The sequence below is a fragment of the Achromobacter piechaudii NBRC 102461 genome (genome assembly GCF_001571245.1).
Lineage (GTDB): Bacteria > Pseudomonadota > Gammaproteobacteria > Burkholderiales > Burkholderiaceae_B > Achromobacter > Achromobacter piechaudii.
In genome coordinates this window covers 291,594-309,612 of record NZ_BCTK01000006.1, presented here as the reverse complement: position 1 = coordinate 309,612, position 18,019 = coordinate 291,594, and the positions used below count along the sequence as shown (strand labels likewise).

Below are 18,019 nucleotides of genomic sequence, written 5' to 3'. Positions count from 1 at the left end.
CCATCGTCCAGGCATCACTTCATGCCGAAGCGGCCCAGGCCCTTCATGCCGCCCATGGCGCGCATCATCTTCGCCATGCCGCCCTTCTTCATCTGCTTCATCATGCCTTGCATCTGCTCGAACTGAGCCAGCAGGCGATTGACTTCCTGGACCGGCACGCCGGAACCGGTAGCGATGCGGCGCTTGCGGGAAGCCTTGATCAGCTCGGGCTTGGCGCGTTCGGCGGCGGTCATGGAATTCAGGATGCCTTCTGTGCGGCGCAGCTGCTTTTCGGCCTGGCCGCCTTGCAGTTGACCCGCGGCCTGCTGGAACTGAGCTGGCAGCTTTTCAAGCAACGAGCCCATGTCGCCCAGCTTTTTCACCTGGCCAAGCTGATCGCGGAAATCGTTCAGGTCGAATTTGTTGCCCGACTTGATCTTCGCCGCCAGCTTTTGCGCATCGGCGATGTCGATGTTCTTTTGCGCCTGCTCGACCAGCGACACGATGTCGCCCATGCCCAGCACGCGTTGCGCCATGCGGTCGGGGTAGAACGGCTCCAGGCCATCCAGCTTTTCCGACACACCGACAAACTTCAGCGGCTTGCCGGTGACGTGGCGCACCGACAGGGCCGCGCCGCCACGGGCGTCGCCGTCCAGCTTGGTCAGCACCACGCCGGTCAGGGGCAGCGCATCGGCGAAGGCGCGCGCGGTGTTGACCGCGTCCTGGCCCTGCATGGCGTCCACGACAAACAGCGTTTCCACCGGCTTGACCAGATCATGCAGCGCGCGGATTTCGCGCATCATGGCTTCGTCGATGCCCAGGCGGCCGGCCGTATCCAGGATCAGCACGTCATAGTGGTGACGGCGAGCGTGGTCCACTGCGCCGCGCGCAATGTCTTCGGGCTTCTGGCTGGGGTCGGACGGCAGGAAGTCGACGCCGACCTGCGCCGCCACGCTTTTGAGCTGATCGATAGCGGCCGGACGATACACGTCGGCGGACACCACCAGCACTTTCTTCTTGCCAGTCTTGCGGCCGTGCTGCGTGTGCTGGCCTTCGGACAGCCAGCGGGCGAGCTTGCCGGTGGTGGTGGTTTTACCCGCGCCTTGCAGGCCGGCCATCAGGATGACGGCGGGCGGCTGCACCGCCAGCGACAATTCGTTGGAATCGGCGCCCAGGTCGCCGCCCATCAAGGCGGTCAGTTCCTTGTGGACGACGCCCACCAGGGCTTGGCCCGGGCTGAGGCTGGCGGCCACTTCTTCGCCCAGCGCTTTTTCTTTCACGCGGGCGACAAATTCACGCACGACGGGCAGCGCCACGTCGGCTTCCAGCAGCGCCATGCGCACTTCGCGCAGCATCTCCTGGGTGTTGGCCTCGGTCAGGCGGGCTTCACCGCGCAGCGTCTTGACGACGCGCGAAAGGCGTTGAGTTAGGTTATCGAGCATGAGAGGCGTTTCCGCTTAAACTAGTTGATTGAACGGTGGCCGCAGGCGCGGATTCTGCGCTTTCGGGTGGCACGCACCCCAAGGCCCCATCCAGACAACGGTTTCTATGTCACTCGGCATTGTATTTCACACAGCGGCTGCCTTGGCGTACGCAGTGCTAGGGGGGTCACTCTGGATCCGCCTGGCCGGCGCCGGGGAAGTAGAGCAGACGGGCAAAATCGCCCGTCTTTGCCTGCTGGGGGCCCTGGTTCTTCATGGAATCGGATTGCAACAATCGATGCTGGGCGACCAGCATCTGTTCATTGGGTGGGCACTGGCCCTGTCCGCCGCCATCTGGCTCGGCATGGTGGTCTTCTGGCTGGAAAGCCTGCTGGTGCGCATCGACGGCCTGCAATTGCTGCTGTTACCCGCGGCCGCGCTGGCCAGCGCGCTGGCCGCCGTGTTCCCACAAGGGCAGTTCGTACCCCACGCCAACGACGCCTGGCTGCGCGTGCACCTGCTGATCGCCCTGGCCGCGTATGGCCTGATCACCATCGCCGCGCTGCACGCCATGATGATGGCCCTGCTGGACCGCCACCTGCACCGGCCGCTGGACGCGCCCGCCGAACGCAGCATCATCGGCCGCGTGCTGGACTCGCAACCCCCGTTGCTGGTGCAGGAACAACTGCTGTTCCGTATTATCTGGATCGGTTTCATCGTGCTGACGCTGGCCGTGGGTTCGGGGTCGGTGGCGTCCATGAAGCTGACGGGCAAGATCCTGCCGTTCGACCACAAGACCGTCTTCACGCTGCTGTCCTGGCTGACTTTCGGCGTGCTGCTGGTCGGCCGCCATGTTTGGGGCTGGCGCGGCCGCGTCGCGCTGCGCTGGACGCTGACGGGTTTTGGATTTTTGATTCTGGCGTACACCGGCAGTCGGTTCGTGCTGGAAATGATTCTGCATCGAGGCTGACGTGGGCAAGTTGCTGTTCTGGATCGTTCTGATCATCGCGGTGCTGTTCGTCGCCCGCATCGCCGCCCGCATGGCGGCCGCGCGTCAAGCCGGCGAGCCCGTCAAGGGCCGCCCCAAGCCGCCCTCGCCTGCTGCCCCGGAATCGATGGTGCGCTGTGCGCATTGCGGCATCCATCTGCCGCGTTCCGAAGCCGTGCTGCTGAACGGCAAGACCTGGTGCAGCACCGAGCACGCCGCCTTGGGCCCCGCTCGCAAGTAGCGCATCGCGCGCCTGGCGCGGATTTGGGACGCGGCGGCGACCACGGCATAATGCCCGTTGGATTCAACACGCATGTTCTCTCCCATGGCCCTGCTTCTGGATCGACACGGCTGGCTTGCGCCCGCCCCTGGCGTCACTTTGCTGCCTTCGCCCAACCACGACTCGCGTCCCGCTGACGCGCAGGTTTCGTTGCTGGTGCTGCACAACATCAGCCTGCCCCCCGGCCAATTCGGCGGCCCGGAAGTTGCCGGGCTGTTCCTGAACACGCTGGATTATTCCTCGCATCCCTGGCTGGAACGACTGCGCGGCCTGCGCGTGTCGGCCCACTTCTTTATTCGGCGCGATGGGCGCATCATCCAGTTCGTGTCCACGGATCAGCGCGCCTGGCATGCCGGCGTGTCCCGCTTCGGCTCACGCGAGCGCTGCAATGATTTTTCCATCGGCATCGAACTGGAAGGCACGGACACCCTGCCCTACGCCGACGAGCAATACGTGGCGCTGCGCAAGCTGACGCCGGTGCTGCGCGCCCGCTATCCGCTGGCGGCGGCCTGGGGCCACGAACATATTGCCCCGGGGCGCAAGACTGACCCCGGGCCTGCTTTCAACTGGACGCGTTTTTCGCGCGACAGCGGCTTTGCGCGGCGGCAGTTGCCGCCCGCCTGACACTCTTGAAGGATTGCTTATGTTGAAGATCTGGGGACGCCTGACATCCGTCAACGTGCAGAAAGTCATGCTGGCCGTGCGTGAACTGGCGCTGCCGCATACGTTTATCCAGGCGGGCGGGCCGTTCGGCGTGGTCGACACGCCGGAATTCGCCAAGCTCAATCCCAATCGCACCGTGCCCGTCATCGACGATGGCGGCTTCGTGCTGTGGGAATCGAACGCCATCGTGCGCTATCTGGCCTCGCGCTACGGCGTAGGCACCTTGTGGCCGGAAGACGCCTGCCTGCGCGCGGACGCCGACCGCTGGATGGACTGGCAGGCGACCGAATGGCAAGGCGCCATGGGACCGGCTTTCCTGGGGCTGATCCGCACGCCGCAAGACAAGCGCGACCAGGCCGCCATCGACAACTCGGTCAAGCGTTCCAACGCCCGCGCGCTGATTCTGGATCAGGCCTTGCAGGGGCGCGAGTTCATCGCGGGCCGTCATCTGACCATGGGCGACATCGCGCTGGTCTGCGCGGCGCACCGCTGGCTGGCCCTGCCCATCGAGCGTCCGGAAACCCCGGCGCTGTCTGCCTGGTATCGCCGCGTGATGATGCGCCCCGCCCCGCAGGGCGTGCTGACGCTGCCGCTGGAATAAAGACGACCGGATCGCCGGCCGCCGGAGCGCCGGCCGCCGGATCGCCGGACCACCGGATAGCCGGTCCGCCTCAGGCGCGGTCCACCCTCCAGCCCATTTCCGCCGAAATCCTGGCGGCCGTGCCCTGCACCACCGCCACCATGTCGCGCATGCGTTCCAGCGACATGTACGGCACGGTGCTGGACACGCTGATCGCCGCCACGATGCCGCTCGATGCGTCGCGCACGGGCGCGGCCACGCAGCGGATCGACGGCTCGTTGTCTTCCAGGTCGAACGCATAGCCCTGCGCCGCGTATTCACGCATACGGTCGCGGAACGCTTCCCAGCTTTGCTGACCGCCCGGCGCGCGCGAAGACACCGGCGCGCCGATGCGATGCAGCGCCTTCCATTGCGGTTCTTCGGTATCAAGCAGCAGCGCCTTGCCCACCCCCGTCGCGGCCAGCGGCATGCGGTGCCCCACGCGCGAACGCATTTCCAGCCCCTTCTTGCCGGGGATCTTTTCCAGATACAGCACTTCGTCGGCGTCGCGCACCGCCAGATGAATGGTGTCGCCCGTTTCCGCAGCCAGCGCGTCCAGATAGGGGCGCGCCAGCGTCGCCATCGGAAAGGCCTCGCGCGCCTGAAAGCCCAGTTCGATCAGCTTGGGCCCCAACACATAACCCACGCCCGGCAAGGCGCGTAGATAGCGCTCTTGCACGAGGCAGCTGGCCAGGCGGTGGGTGGTGCTGCGCGCCACGCCGATGCGCGCGCAAATGTCTTTCAAGTCACGCGCGCCATCCGCCACCGCCTGCACCACCGCCAGGCCGCGCATCAATGTCTGCGTGCCAGCGGGCGCGGCGGCGTCGGGATCAAGCGTGGGGATGGGAGTGTCGGTCGGAGAAGTGGTCATGAAACGTGGATGTACAGCAAGAAGCGGGCAAGCATACCCGGGATGACGCGGCGGCCGAAGCTGCATCACGACCGGGTGGACGGTGGCGCTGCTACTCGGCGAAGAAGCGGCCGGGTGGTAAGCGCAGGAAAGGGGAGCGAGGCGATGCAGACGTGGCCGGCACCTGGCGACAAAGCACCCCAACAATCCGGCACACGCGAATCAACCGGCAATCAGCGGCGCCACCCGTGCTGGCGAGCGGCACGCCGTCAATAACAACCCGCGCTTCGCACCCCTCAAATTCCCTGTATGTGGGATTTAATTCTATATTTTGAGATTTTTCAAGCTCTGATCTAGAATTTTTTCCCAACGCGCACCGGCCTTTTCCAACGACGGTGCGCATCAAGACAACAAGGCCGCAACGCCCTCGCCCGCGCCGACACGCACGCGCAGCACGGGAAGCAAGCGAGGCAAGGCGGCCAATGACGAGACACTACCGATGACACCCGCAACGCCCGCCCGCGCGGCGCTTATCGCGCTGGACTGGGGCACCTCTTCGCTACGCGCGTACCGGCTGGACAACGCCGGCCGCACGCTGGACACCCGCCACCTGCCCTGGGGCATCATGCGCCTGCCGCAGCCTTTGCAGGACGGCGCGGCCAGCACGCCGCTGTCGGGCTTTGACCTGGCGTTCGATCAGGCCTGCGGCGATTGGCTGCGCGCCGAACCCACGCTACCCGTCATCGCCTGCGGCATGGTCGGCAGCGCCCAGGGCTGGCAGGAAGCTGCCTACCTGGACGTACCCGTCGACCTCGAACGCATCGGCACCTTGCTGACCGTGGTCGAACGCCACGCCGCCGGCCCGAACGCCACGCCGCTGCACATCGTGCCCGGCCTGATCCAGCGCCATGGCCTGCCCAACGTCATGCGCGGGGAGGAAACGCAGGTGTTCGGCGTGATGTTCGACCAAACGCGCGGCTCGGACGCGCACCCGGCCGACAACGTGCTGATCGGCCTGCCGGGCACGCATTCCAAATGGGTCAACGCCCGCCGTGGCCGCGTCACGCACTTCGACACCTTCATGACCGGCGAGGTCTACGCCGTGCTGCGCGGCCACACCATCCTGGGCCGCACCATGAGCGAAGCGCCCGCCCCCGATATGGCCGCTTTCGAACGTGGCGTAAAAGTGGCCGGCGCACCTGCCGGCCGCGCGGGCGTCTTGTCCACCATCTTCAGTACGCGCGCTCTGGGCCTGACTGGCGAACTGGCATCAACGTCGCAGGCCGACTATCTGTCGGGCCTGTTGATCGGCCATGAAATCGCCGCGCTGGCCCGCATGCTGCACGAACAAGGCGAGCTGCCGCGCATCGTGCTGTGCGGCGACCCCGCCCTTTGCGAACGCTACATCGTGGCCATGCAGCACTACGGGCTGGGCACGCCCGAACAAGCGCAGAACGCCACCGAACGCGGCTTGTGGCACCTGGCCGTCTGCGCCGGGCTGGTCAAGGCCCCCCCTCTCACTTCGGCTTCCGCCTAGGACATCGACATGAACCACACCGGACTGCAAACCGCCATGGCCCACTGCGGCCTGATCGCCATCCTGCGCGGCATCCAGCCGCACGAAGCGGAAGGCATAGGCAGCGAACTGTATGCCGCAGGCTTTCGCCTGATCGAAGTACCGCTGAATTCACCGGACCCGTTGACCAGCATCCGCGCCATGCGCGCCGCGCTGCCCACCGACTGCCTGATCGGCGCGGGCACCGTGCTCAACCCCGATGACTGCGCGCGCGTGCAGGACGCAGGCGGTGAATTGATCGTCATGCCGCACAGCGACGCCGCCGTCATCCGCGCCGCGAAGGCGCTGGGCATGGCGTCGTGCCCGGGCGTCGCCACGCCCACCGAGGCGTTCGCCGCGCTGGCCGCCGGCGCCGACGTGCTGAAGATGTTTCCCGCTGAACAGCTGGGCCCGGCCGTGCTCAAGGCATGGCGCGCCGTGATGCGCCCGCCGATTGCGCTGGTGCCCGTGGGCGGCATCACGCCCGACAACATTTCCGTCTTTGCCCAGGCGGGCGCCAGCGGCTTCGGCCTGGGCTCCGCCTTGTACAAACCCGGCCTGACGGCCACCGAAGTCGGCCAGAACGCCCGCGCATTCATCGCGGCCTGGCAACGCGCCTATTCCGTGAAGGAGACCCAAGCATGAAGATCACCAAGCTCAACACTTACATCGTGCCGCCCCGGTGGTGCTTCCTGAAAATCGAAACGGACGAAGGCATCGTCGGCTGGGGCGAACCCGTCGTGGAAGGCCGCGCGCACTCGGTGGCCGCCGCCGTTGAAGAACTGTCCGACTACCTGATCGGCAAAGACCCGCGCAACATCGAAGACCACTGGACCGTGCTGTACCGTGGCGGCTTCTATCGCGGCGGCGCCATCCACATGAGCGCGTTGGCCGGCATCGACCAGGCCCTGTGGGACATCAAGGGCAAGCACCTGGGCGTGCCGGTGTCGCAACTGCTGGGCGGCAATGTGCGCGATCGCATCCGCGTGTATTCGTGGATCGGTGGCGACCGGCCGGCCGATACCGCCGCTGCCGCCAAGAGCGCCGTGGATCGCGGCTTTACCGCCGTGAAGATGAACGGCACGGAAGAGCTGCAATACATCGATTCCTTCGACAAGGTGGAAAAGTGCCTGGAGAACGTGGCCGCCGTGCGCGAAGCGGTCGGCCCGAACGTGGGCATCGGCGTGGACTTCCATGGCCGCGTACACAAGCCGATGGCCAAGGTCCTGATGAAAGAGCTGGATCCTTTCAAGCTGATGTTCATCGAAGAACCCGTGTTGAGCGAACACTACGAAGCGCTCAAGGAACTGGCTCCGCTGACGTCCACGCCGATTGCGCTGGGCGAACGCCTGTTCTCGCGCTGGGACTTCAAGCGCGTGCTGTCCGAAGGCTATGTGGACATCATCCAGCCCGACCCCTCGCACGCGGGCGGCATCACCGAAACCCGCAAGATCGCCGCGATGGCCGAAGCCTATGACGTGGCGCTGGCGCTGCATTGCCCGCTGGGGCCCATCGCGCTGGCCACGTGCTTGCAGATCGATGCCGGTTGCTACAACGCCTTCATCCAGGAACAAAGCCTGGGCATCCACTACAACGCCGCCAACGACCTGCTGGACTACGTCAGCAACCGCGAAGTCTTCAAGTACGAAGACGGCATGGTCGCCATCCCCCAGGGGCCGGGCCTGGGCATCGAGGTCAACGAGGAATACGTCAAGGAACGCGCGGCCGTGGGACACCGCTGGCGCAATCCGATCTGGCGTCACGCCGACGGCAGCTTCGCCGAGTGGTGAGGCCGGTTCGCATTTTTTGATCCCCGCGCGGCGTCTCTTGCTTCGGTCACGAGCGCCGCTTTTTTTCCCCTACAGCAATAACCCCAAGGCATAACTGCCGATGGCCCCGCCCCACGCAGGGCGCAAGAGGAGACAATCCGTGTCGACCGCCACCCACGCCGGCCTGCAAGAGGCCCAGCGCCCTACGCGCAGCCGGTACATCATTATGGTGATGCTGTTCATCACCGTCGTCATCAACTATCTGGACCGCAGCAACCTGTCCATCGCCGCGCCCGCGCTCAAGGACGAGTTCGGGCTGGACACCTGGCATGAAGGGCTGATCCTGTCCGCCTTCGGCTGGACGTATGCCGCGATGCAGATCCCCGGCGGCTGGCTGGTGGACCGCGTGTCGCCTCGCGTGCTGTACGCCGCCGCGCTGATCCTGTGGTCGGCCGCAACGTTCTTCATGGGCTTTGCCAGCAGCTTCATCATCCTGTTCGTGCTGCGGCTGGCCGTAGGCGCGCTGGAAGCGCCGGCCTATCCGATCAACAACCGCGTCGTCACGACCTGGTTCCCCGAGAAAGAGCGCGCCACCGCCATCGGCTTCTACACCTCGGGCCAATTCGTGGGCCTGGCTTTCCTGACGCCCGTGCTGGCCTGGCTGCAACACCATTACGGCTGGCACATGGTGTTTGTCAGCACCGGTCTGCTGGGCATCGCCTGGGGCGTGCTGTGGTATCTGATCTATCGCGAGCCGCGACAGTTCAAGGGCGCCAATGCAGCCGAGATCGCACTGATCCAGCAAGGCGGCGGCGTGGTCGATCTGGACCGCAACGCGCGCGCCAAGAAAGCGCCGTTCAACTGGAACGACCTGGGCCTGGTGATGTCGCAGCGCAAGCTGTGGGGTGTGTATCTGGGCCAGTTCTGCCTGACGTCCACGCTGTGGTTCTTCCTGACGTGGTTTCCGACCTATCTGGTGAAGTATCGCGGCATGGACTTCATCAAGTCGGGCTTCCTGGCGTCCGTGCCCTTCCTGGCCGCCTTCGTCGGCGTGCTGTGCTCGGGCGTGCTGTCCGACTTCCTGGTGCGGCGCGGCGCCACCGTGGGCCTGGCGCGCAAGCTGCCCATCATCCTGGGCCTGTTGATTTCCACGTCGATGATCGGCGCCAACTTCACGGACTCCACGCCGTGGGTCATCTTCTTTCTGGCGCTGGCGTTCTTCGGCAATGGCCTGGCGTCGATCACGTGGTCGCTGGTGTCGGCGCTGGCGCCGGTGCGGCTGCTGGGCCTGACGGGCGGCGTGTTCAATTTCGTCGGCAATCTCTCGTCGATCTGCACGCCCATCGTGATCGGCTACCTGGTGTCCAAAGACAACTTCGCGCCCGCCATCGTGTACGTGTCGTCTTTGGCCTTGTTGGGCGCGCTGTCCTACATCCTGCTGGTCGGCAAAGTCGAGCGGATAGAAGCCTGATTCAAACAGGTTGGAAGGACCAAGGGCGCCGGATGCACGGCGCCCTTTTTTTGCGACTGATGACGCCTGAACGCCCGTGAAAGGAGAGAAGAACATCCCTTGCCGCCTTTGACTTTTCCCCCGCAAAAACGACCATCAGGCCCGGTGAGTCATATCCGCCGGGGACGAGACGGCACGGATAAGCAGCTTGACTTATTTTCGTCTATAAACGAATATGGCCATGTTTGAAATTGAACACTACGTGACCGCCGATACTGGTACCGACCTGTATGTGGCATGGCTGAAAAGCCTGCGCGACAACCGCGCCAGAGTCGCAATCATCCGCCGCGTATTCCGCATCGAGCAAGGCAACTTCGGCGATCACAAACCTTGCCGCGCGGGCGTCTGGGAACTCAGGATCAACGTCGGCCCTGGGTATCGCGTGTATTACGGGCTGGCGGGGCGGCGCGTGGAGCTGCTGTTATCGGGCGGCGACAAGCGCTCACAAGCCGAAGACATCGAACGCGCGGTGCGCTATTGGCAACACTGGAACCAGGAGCAACCATGAAAAGCAAACCCCATGATCAAGCGATGGCAGAGCTTTACCGTGACGACCCGGCGCTGGCCGTCGACCTGATCAACAGCTTGCTGGAAGACGGAACCCAGGCCGAACTCTTGATCGCGCTACGACAACTGACGCAGGCTTTCGGTGGTGTGCAAGCCGTGGCCACGCAAGCGCAGTTGAATCCCACGCAGCTCTATCGCACGCTTTCGCCCCAGGGCAACCCCGCCCTGAGCAGCCTCATGGCAATCCTGAAAGCCCTGGGCTTGCGACTGGCCGTTCAACCGCTTGAGCCCGCCCGCGCCGGCTGACGGTTCGGGTTGCCAGGGGGCATCGCCCCTCAGCAACCTTGAACCGCCAGCTTGCGGCGGCGCACATTGCCTGCCCGCTGCACCAGCACCAGCGCCAGGCCGGCAGTGGCGATGATGGCGCCGGCAATCGGCACCGCCGCATAGCCCAGTCCCGCCGAGATCACCGCGCCGCCCGCCGCCGCGCCCACCGCATTGCCCAGGTTGAACGCGCCCACGTTGACCGACGACGCCAGTCCAGGCGCGGCCGTCGCGGCGCGCATCACACCCATCTGCAAAGGCGGCACCACGGCAAAGGTGGCGATGCCGAAGATCAACAGCGAAATCGCCGCGCCGATCTCAGTAGACGCCACCCACGGAAACGCCAGCAGATCGATGATGACGATGACCAGGAACGTGATCAGCGTGCCGTCCAGCGAACGGTCCGCCATGCGGCCGCCCAGGCCGTTGCCCAGCGTGAAGCCCAAGCCGATCAGCACCAGCATGCCGGTAATGAAGGCGGGCGATGCGCCGGTAATTTGCGCCAGGGTCGGCGCGATATACGTGTACAGCGTGAACATCGCGCCCGCGCCCAGCACCGTGGTCAGCAGCGCCAGCAGCACGACCGGGCTCTTGAGCACCGCCAGTTCATGGCGCACGTCGGGACGGCGGCCGGCCTCGCCCGCGGGCAAGGCGAACCACAACGACAACATCGCGATCAGCCCCAGCACGGCGGTGGCGGCAAACGACATGCGCCAGCCGATCACCTGCCCCAACCACGTCGCGGCCGGCACGCCGCCCACGTTGGCAATAGTCAGGCCCATGAACATCGTCGCCACCGCGCTGGCCTGCTTGTGGCGCGGCACCACGCTGGCGGCCACCAACGAACCCAGCCCGAAGAACGCGCCATGGTTCAGGCTGGTCACCAAACGCGCCAGCAGCAAGGTCGTGTAATTGGGCGACAAGGCCGACAGCACGTTGCCGATCGTGAAGATCGCCATCAGCAGAATCAGCGCCTTGCGCCGCGACCAGCGCGAAAACGCCAGCGTCATCAGCGGCGCGCCCAGCATCACGCCGATGGCGTAAGCGCTGATCAGCATGCCGGCGCTGGGAATGGAAACGCCCACGCCGTCGGCGATCACGGGCAACAGGCCCATGGGTGAAAACTCGGTCACGCCGATGCCAAACGCACCGACGGCGAGCGCCAGCAACGGCAGTCCGGCCTTGACCGGTTGATTATCTTGCGGGTTCATGCGAATTCCTTGGAGCAATTCGGAAAGACAGGCGTGCAGTATGACGGCGCGATCTTTGCGGAAAAAGCCGCCTAGCGGGCAAACACTTTTGACTTGGAGTCACGAATCGCCCCGCGTCGCCCCCGCTCCCACTCCCCTACTCCAAGCCCAGCAGCCGCTCCGTCTCGCGCGCCAGGGCCACCAGCCGGGGGCCGATGTCCGCCGCGCGTTCGCGGTAGGGTCCGTCCCCGGAAGGCACGCCGCAGTTGAAGACGTAGACCAGCGATTGATAGGGACGCCACAACGGCGCCGCGAACCCGTAGGCGTCCGGACGCCATTGCACGTTGTTGCCGCAATACCCCTTGCGTTCCAGGTCGCGCGCCGCCGAGGCCAGGCTGGGATAGTGCTGGGCATAATGCGCCGCGTCGGCCACGCGCAACTGGTTCAGCACCGCAGCCCGCTCGGCGTCCGCCACGCGGCACAGCCACGCCTTGCCCGCCGCGCTGGACAGCAAGGGCAAGGCCGCGCCGATGTCGGGACGCGTCTGCAAGGCGTCATTGGATCGGGCGGTCTCCACGTACACCATCTGTAGCCGATCGCGCACCACCAGCGACACCGCGCCGCGCGCGTGGTCGGCCAGCTGCTTCATCAACGGGCGCGCCAACTGGCGGATCTGCATGCTGGCCAGCAGGGGGTAGCTCAAGGCCAACACCCCCGCCCCCAACCGGTAGCGCGCGGGCGTGCCCACGCGCTGCAAGAACCCCAGTTCGACCAGCGTATGCGTCAGCCGCGCCACGGCGCTTTTGGACAGGCCGGTCTGCTGCGCGAAATCCTTGTTGGCAAGCTCGGGGCGGTCTGCCCGAAAGCAGCCCAGGATATCGATACCATGCGCCAAGGTAGTGGCGAAATCGCGGTCGCGCTCAAGCGCCATCCCGAGCCTCCAGCATCTTTTCCACGCGCGCCACCAAGGTCAGCAAGCGCGGCGCGATGCGTCGGCGCAGATCGCCCGCCCGCAGCCGCCGCGTGGGCACCCCGCAATTGAAGACGAACACCTGCCCATCTACCGGACGGCGCATAGGCACCGCCACCGCGTGCACATCCGCATGCCACTCGCCTTCGGCCACGCAATACCCGTGCGCGGCATAGTCCCGCCGCGCGGCTTCCCAACCGGCGGCATGCCGTTGCCAGGCGATCGGATCCTGCTCGCGCAGCGTCTGTAGCAGCGCGTCCGCCTCGCCCGGTTCTGCCTGCGCCAGCCAGGCGCGGCCCATCGCCGAGGGCAGCAGCGGCAGCATGGCGCCGATGTCGGGCCGAAACGCCACCGCATCATGGCCCCGGCACGTTTCCACATAGACCATGTGCGTGCCGTGATGCATGCCCAACGACGCCGAGCCGCCCGCCGCGTTGGCCAGCCGCGTCATCAGCGGCCGCGCCAATTGCCGCAGCTTGATGCTCGCCAGCAAGGGGTAACTGAGCGACAGCAGCGCCGTGCCCAGCCGATAGCGGCGCAGGCTGGCGTCGTAGCGCAACAGCCCGCGCTGCACCAGCGTATAGGTCAGCCGAGAGATCGTGGCCTTGGACAGCCCGGTGCGGTCGGCCAGCTCGCGGTTGCTCAATGCCGGCTCGCCATGGCGAAAGGTTTGCAGCACCGATAGGCCGTGGGCCAACGTGGTGGCGAAATCAGGGTCGGGGTGACGGCCGCCCAGGGGCGTGGTCATGGTCGCATTCCGGTTCAAGGCGGGGCGCGCACGGGCGCCGGACAGTGATGTCGATGATAGAGCAGCCGCGCGTGCCGAAGCGTCGCACGCGTTCAAGATATCAAAACAGTTGTCTCGCATTTCGCGCCGCTTTGCTACCTTGAATTCCGTGATGCCCCGAGCCGATCCGTCGACCCGTTCGGCCCACCCAAGACAAAAAACGGAGACAGGCCATGATCAGGGACCCCGACGGCTTTGCCGCCTTCATCGATTCGCTGCGGCGCTTTGTTCGCGAGCAACTGGTTCCCCGCGAAGCCGAGGTGGCGCGCCTGGACGAGGTGCCCGACGACCTGGTGCGCGCCATGGCCGAGCAAGGCATGTTCGGCTATTCCATTCCCGAGGCCTACGGCGGCGCGGGCATGAGCACCGAAGAACTGATCCGCGCGGCCATCGAGTTGTCGCAATGCTCCGTGGCGTTCCGCGCGCGGGTCGGCACCAACACGGGCATCGGCTCGGAAGCGCTGGTCGCCGATGGCACCGAGCAGCAGAAGGACCGCTACCTGCCGCGCCTGGCGTCGGGCGAACTCACGGGTTGCTTCGCGCTGACCGAACCGCAGGCGGGTTCGGATGCGACCGCCCTGCGCACCACGGCCGTGCGCGACGGCGACAGTTATGTGTTGAACGGCGAGAAGTGCTTCATCACCAATGCGCCCCTTGCGGGCCTGTTCACCGTCATGGCGCGCACCGACCCCGACGCACCCGGCGCCAAGGGCATCTCGGCCTTCATCGTTGAACGCGGCACGCCGGGCCTGTCCACCGGCCAGCCTTACGAGAAGATGGGCCAGGCGGGCTCGCCCGTGTCCGCCATCTACTTCGACAACTGCCGCGTGCCCGCCGCCAACGTGATCGGCGGCCAGGAAGGCATGGGTTTCAAGACGGCCATGAAGGTGCTGAACAAACAGCGCATCCATCTGGCCGCGCTGTGCATCGGCCCCGCCATCCGCATGCTGGACGACACGCTGCGCTTCGTGGCCGAACGCCAGCAGTTCGGCAAGCCGCTGATGGAATTTCAGTTGATCCAGGCCATGCTTGCCGACTGCCAGACCGACATCCAGGCCGCGCTGGCGCTGGTGCTGCAAACCGCGCGAGAGCGCGATGCGGGTCAGGACGTCACCATGAATGCGTCGATCTGCAAATACTTCGCGTCGGAAATGTGCGGCCGCGTGGCGGATCGTTGCGTGCAGATGCACGGCGGCTACGGCTACATCGCCGATCAGGGCATCGAACGCTTCTATCGCGACGTGCGGCTGTTCCGCCTGTATGAAGGCACCAGCCAGATCCATCAACTGACCATCGCCCGCCATACGCTGGCGCGCGCAGGCTACGCGCCCGGCCGCTAGGCACGGACGCTTTTTCGGGACCGCCGCCACCAGAAGCGCGCGGCCCACAACCCCAAGGAGACTGACATGCTGCACAAGCACCTGCCGAAGTGGATCGGCGCCCTGACAGCCGCATTCGCGTGCGCCGCGCTACCGCCCCAAGCCGCCGCCGCTTACCCCGACAAGCCGATCCGGCTGATCATCCCGTTCGCCCCCGGCGGCTCCACCGACATCCTCGGGCGGCTGCTGGCCGAGGCGCTGCATCCCATCCTTGGGCAGCCGGTCATCGTGGAAAACAAGCCGGGCGCGGGTGGCAACATCGGCGGGGACTTCGTTGCGCGCGCCGCGCCGGACGGCTACACGCTGCTGCTGGCGGCGGCCGGCCCTACGGTCATCAACCCCAGCCTGTACGCCAACATGCCGTTCAACCCCGCGCGGGACCTGACCGCCATCACCTGCATCGAACGCGAACACAACCTGATGGTGGTGACCAAGTCGATGCCGGTAAAGACCTTGCAGGAATTTCTGGTTTACGCGCGCAGCCATCCCGGCAAGCTGTCGTTCGGTTCGCCCGGCAATGGCTCGCCCGCGCAACTGGCAGGCGAACTGCTCAAGCAGAAGGCCGGACTGCAAGCCGAACACGTGCCGTACAAGGGAACGGGCCCGGCCATCACCGACCTGGTGGCCGGCCATATCGACTTCATGATCGACAACATGCCCGCGCTGCTGCCGCAGGTCAAAGCGGGCAGCCTGCGCGCGCTGGCCGTGCCCAGCGATGCCCGCGCCACCGCCGCGCCCGACATTCCCACGTTCAGCGAAGCCGGCATGCCCGGCTTCGAGGTCATGGCATGGAAGGGGCTGATGTCGCCCGCCAACACGCCGCCCGCCGTGGTGGATCGTCTGCATGCCGCCGTGGTCAAGGCCTTGCAGGACCCGCAACTGCGCGCGCGCTTCCAGGAACTGGGCGCGGAACCGCTGGGTAGTTCGCCCGCGGAATTCGCCAAGCAGATCGCGGACGAGACCGTGTGGTGGAACAAGCTGGTGCAATCCACCGGCACCCGCATTCAATGACCCGCGATGAGGCTGCCGTCATGACCACTCAAGCTTCCAGCGCCGGCCCGGACATCGCCGACTTGTGCGAACGCGTTCGCCGCTTTGTCGACGACATCGCCATCCCGGCGGAATCCCCCGCCATCGCCCGTGACGTCGCGGCGCTGGACCTTTGCGTGGCGCGGCTGCGAGAGCAGGCTCGCAGTGCGGGCCTGTATGCGCCGCAGCTGCCCGTGGAACTTGGCGGCCTGGGTCTGGGCTGGCGCGCGCTGGCGCAGGTCTTGGAAGCGGCTGGGCGCGGCTTTCTCGGCCCCGCCGCCTTGAACTGCGCCGCGCCCGACCAGCCCAACATGCTGACGCTGCTGCGGCTGGGCACGCCCGCGCAGCGCGAACGCTATCTGCTGCCGCTGGTGCGTGCCGAACAACGCGCCTGCTTCGCCATGACCGAACCCGCGCCGGGCGCGGGATCGGACCCGTCCATGCTGCGCACCCGCGCCACACGGCGCGGCCAACGCTGGGTGCTGACCGGGCACAAGCAATTCATCAGCGGCGGCGTCGGCGCGCACTTCGCGCTGGTGCTGGCGCAGACCGAGGCCGGCGCAACTTTGTTCATCGTGCCCGCCGACACGCCCGGCTATCGCGTCGTGCGCGACATCGGCATGGTGACCGGCTATCAGATCGGCGGCCATGCGGAAATCGAATTGAATGAGTGCGAAGTCGGCGACGACGCCGTGCTGGGCGAACCCGGGCGCGGCCTGCAATACGCGCAGTTGCGGCTGGAGCCGGCGCGCCTGTCGCACTGCATGCGCTACATCGGACGCGCCCGCCGCGCACTGGAAACCGCGCAAGCCTACGTCAGCCAGCGTGAGTCCTTCGGCGCGCGCCTGGCCGACTTGCAGCAGATTCAGGCGATGGTCGCCGATTCGCACATCGACCTGCACGCCAGCCGATTGATGACGATCGATTGCGCGGACCGCATGGACGCGGGCCTGTCCGTCAAACAAGAGAGCGCCATGACCAAGGTGTTCGTGTCGGAAGCCGTGAACCGCGTGGCCGATCGCGCGGTGCAGATGATGGGCGCGTCGGGGCTGTCGGACGACACGCCCGTGGCGATGATCTGGCAGGAAATGCGCCCCTTCCGCATCTACGACGGCGCCAACGAACTGCACCGCGCCACCCTCGCGCGCCGTCTGTTGGCGCACCCCTGACTTGCCCAGCCCCGCTTCGGAGACCCCATGCCCATCCCGACATTCCAGGCGTACCGCTTGCACGCCGGCCCCGACGGCGCGCCGCCAGAGGGCCGCTTCGACACCCTTCAGGAAAACGATCTATCCCCCGGCGACACGCTGATCCGCGTGGCCTATGCCGGCCTGAACTACAAGGACGCGCTGGCCCAGGCCGGACGCGGCAATGTCATCCGCGACTATCCCCGCATCGGCGGCATCGACCTGAGCGGCACGGTGGTGCACTCCGCCGACCCGACACTTGCGCCCGGCCAGCAGGTCGTGGTGCACGGCTTTGGCATCGGCGTCGACTGCGACGGCGGCTATGCGCAATACGCACGCGTGCCGCACGACTGGGTCTTGCCCCTGCCCGATGGCATCAACTTGCGCGACGCCGCCGTGCTGGGCGCAGCCGGCTACACGGCGGCGCTGTCCTTGCACTGGATGGAACACTGCGGCCTGACGCCCGAGCAGGGTGACGTGCTGATCACCGGCGCGACGGGCGGCGTGGCCGGCATCGCCATCGACATCTTCAGCCAGCGCGGCTATCGCGTGTGCGCCATGTCCGGCAAGCCGGACGCCGCCGCTTATCTGCGTTCGCTGGGCGCGGCCGACGTCATCGCGCCACCCGACCTGTCCGGGCCTGTAAAGCCGCTGATGAGCGCGCGTTGGGCGGGCGTCGTCGATTCCGTGGGCGGCCCTTTGCTGGCGCACGCACTGGCAACGCTGCGCCCTGACGGCGTGGCAGCGGCCTTCGGCAATGCGGGCGGCGCGGACCTGCCCACCTCAGTCATCCCCTTCATCCTGCGTGGCGTGAAGCTGCTGGGCATCAACGCCAACAGCCCGATGCCCCTGCGCCGCGCGCTGTGGCAACGGCTTGCCACCGATTACCGCCCGACTCGCCTGGACCTTGCCGCGCGCGTGATCGCGCCCGAGGACCTGCCCCGCGCGCTGGCCGCCATGCTGGAACGCGGCAGCACCGGCCGCAGCGTCGTGCGCTTTTCCTGAACCTGAC

General features: G+C 66.4%; 19 protein-coding genes. 14 read left to right on the top strand and 5 right to left on the bottom strand.

The window, feature by feature from the left end; translation table 11 throughout:
* Positions 1 to 14 precede the first annotated feature (14 nt).
* Positions 15 to 1,421 carry a signal recognition particle protein gene (ffh, locus tag API01S_RS13575; protein WP_046806677.1) on the bottom strand — a complete coding sequence of 469 codons (1,407 nt, stop codon included), beginning with the start codon at positions 1,419 to 1,421 and terminating at the stop codon, positions 15 to 17.
* A 106-nt stretch (positions 1,422 to 1,527) separates the two neighbouring features.
* Between ffh and API01S_RS13570 the strand changes: the two genes are divergently transcribed.
* The 4 genes from API01S_RS13570 to API01S_RS13555 all read left to right on the top strand — a co-directional run bounded on the left by API01S_RS13570 (position 1,528) and on the right by API01S_RS13555 (position 3,932).
* The gene (locus API01S_RS13570) at positions 1,528 to 2,370 is read left to right on the top strand and encodes a cytochrome C assembly family protein (protein WP_006215899.1); all 843 of its coding nucleotides are present in this window, start codon (positions 1,528 to 1,530) and stop codon (positions 2,368 to 2,370) included.
* 1 nt (position 2,371) lies between these two features.
* Entirely contained in the window at positions 2,372 to 2,629 is a 258-nt protein-coding gene (locus tag API01S_RS13565; RefSeq protein ID WP_006215900.1) for a PP0621 family protein, read from the top strand.
* Between the two features lie 84 nt (positions 2,630 to 2,713).
* On the top strand, positions 2,714 to 3,292 hold the full coding sequence (gene ampD, locus API01S_RS13560) for a 1,6-anhydro-N-acetylmuramyl-L-alanine amidase AmpD (RefSeq protein WP_061305561.1): 579 nt from the start codon (positions 2,714 to 2,716) through the stop codon (positions 3,290 to 3,292).
* A 19-nt stretch (positions 3,293 to 3,311) separates the two neighbouring features.
* Complete coding sequence (locus API01S_RS13555; RefSeq protein ID WP_006215902.1) at positions 3,312 to 3,932, top strand: glutathione S-transferase family protein; 621 nt, start codon at positions 3,312 to 3,314, stop codon at positions 3,930 to 3,932.
* A 70-nt stretch (positions 3,933 to 4,002) separates the two neighbouring features.
* Here API01S_RS13555 and API01S_RS13550 read toward each other — a convergent pair whose 3' ends face one another.
* Positions 4,003 to 4,821, bottom strand: coding sequence for an IclR family transcriptional regulator (locus tag API01S_RS13550; RefSeq protein WP_050729631.1), 819 nt, complete (start codon positions 4,819 to 4,821; stop codon positions 4,003 to 4,005).
* 478 nt (positions 4,822 to 5,299) lie between these two features.
* Here API01S_RS13550 and API01S_RS13545 point away from each other — a divergent pair, with 478 nt between their 5' ends.
* The 6 genes from API01S_RS13545 to API01S_RS13520 all read left to right on the top strand — a co-directional run bounded on the left by API01S_RS13545 (position 5,300) and on the right by API01S_RS13520 (position 10,447).
* Complete coding sequence (locus tag API01S_RS13545) at positions 5,300 to 6,337, top strand: 2-dehydro-3-deoxygalactonokinase (protein ID WP_061304804.1); 1,038 nt, start codon at positions 5,300 to 5,302, stop codon at positions 6,335 to 6,337.
* A gap of 9 nt (positions 6,338 to 6,346) precedes the next feature.
* Complete coding sequence (locus API01S_RS13540; protein ID WP_006215905.1) at positions 6,347 to 7,000, top strand: 2-dehydro-3-deoxy-6-phosphogalactonate aldolase; 654 nt, start codon at positions 6,347 to 6,349, stop codon at positions 6,998 to 7,000.
* On the top strand, positions 6,997 to 8,145 hold the full coding sequence (dgoD, locus tag API01S_RS13535) for a galactonate dehydratase (protein ID WP_061304802.1): 1,149 nt from the start codon (positions 6,997 to 6,999) through the stop codon (positions 8,143 to 8,145). Before API01S_RS13540 ends, dgoD begins: the two co-directional genes overlap by 4 nt.
* Before the next feature lie 100 nt (positions 8,146 to 8,245).
* Positions 8,246 to 9,595, top strand: a complete 1,350-nt coding sequence (locus API01S_RS13530) for an MFS transporter (protein ID WP_409360608.1) — start codon at positions 8,246 to 8,248, stop codon at positions 9,593 to 9,595.
* 220 nt (positions 9,596 to 9,815) lie between these two features.
* Positions 9,816 to 10,142, top strand: a complete 327-nt coding sequence (locus API01S_RS13525; RefSeq protein WP_174544675.1) for a type II toxin-antitoxin system RelE/ParE family toxin — start codon at positions 9,816 to 9,818, stop codon at positions 10,140 to 10,142.
* Positions 10,139 to 10,447 (top strand): helix-turn-helix domain-containing transcriptional regulator, encoded by a 309-nt coding sequence (locus tag API01S_RS13520; protein ID WP_061304798.1) that lies wholly within the window; start codon positions 10,139 to 10,141, stop codon positions 10,445 to 10,447. The genes API01S_RS13525 and API01S_RS13520 overlap by 4 nt, the downstream gene beginning before the upstream one ends.
* A gap of 29 nt (positions 10,448 to 10,476) precedes the next feature.
* On the opposite strand, the gene API01S_RS13515 is transcribed toward API01S_RS13520, so the two are convergent.
* From API01S_RS13515 to API01S_RS13505, 3 genes are all read right to left on the bottom strand, one after another.
* A complete protein-coding gene (locus API01S_RS13515) occupies positions 10,477 to 11,676 on the bottom strand; it encodes an MFS transporter (RefSeq protein ID WP_061304796.1) in 1,200 nt (399 codons plus the stop codon).
* 136 nt (positions 11,677 to 11,812) lie between these two features.
* Positions 11,813 to 12,586 (bottom strand): IclR family transcriptional regulator, encoded by a 774-nt coding sequence (locus tag API01S_RS13510; RefSeq protein WP_061304794.1) that lies wholly within the window; start codon positions 12,584 to 12,586, stop codon positions 11,813 to 11,815.
* The gene (locus API01S_RS13505; protein ID WP_050729638.1) at positions 12,576 to 13,373 is read right to left on the bottom strand and encodes an IclR family transcriptional regulator; all 798 of its coding nucleotides are present in this window, start codon (positions 13,371 to 13,373) and stop codon (positions 12,576 to 12,578) included. The genes API01S_RS13510 and API01S_RS13505 overlap by 11 nt, the downstream gene beginning before the upstream one ends.
* A 212-nt stretch (positions 13,374 to 13,585) precedes the next feature.
* Between API01S_RS13505 and API01S_RS13500 the strand changes: the two genes are divergently transcribed.
* The 4 genes from API01S_RS13500 (at position 13,586) to API01S_RS13485 (ending at position 18,012) form a co-directional block, all read left to right on the top strand.
* Entirely contained in the window at positions 13,586 to 14,752 is a 1,167-nt protein-coding gene (locus tag API01S_RS13500; RefSeq protein ID WP_061304792.1) for an acyl-CoA dehydrogenase family protein, read from the top strand.
* A gap of 66 nt (positions 14,753 to 14,818) precedes the next feature.
* Positions 14,819 to 15,802 carry a Bug family tripartite tricarboxylate transporter substrate binding protein gene (locus tag API01S_RS13495; RefSeq protein ID WP_006215914.1) on the top strand — a complete coding sequence of 328 codons (984 nt, stop codon included), beginning with the start codon at positions 14,819 to 14,821 and terminating at the stop codon, positions 15,800 to 15,802.
* 20 nt (positions 15,803 to 15,822) lie between these two features.
* The gene (locus API01S_RS13490) at positions 15,823 to 16,989 is read left to right on the top strand and encodes an acyl-CoA dehydrogenase family protein (RefSeq protein ID WP_061305559.1); all 1,167 of its coding nucleotides are present in this window, start codon (positions 15,823 to 15,825) and stop codon (positions 16,987 to 16,989) included.
* 27 nt (positions 16,990 to 17,016) lie between these two features.
* Positions 17,017 to 18,012 (top strand): acrylyl-CoA reductase family protein, encoded by a 996-nt coding sequence (locus tag API01S_RS13485; protein WP_061304790.1) that lies wholly within the window; start codon positions 17,017 to 17,019, stop codon positions 18,010 to 18,012.
* Positions 18,013 to 18,019: the final 7 nt, after the last annotated feature.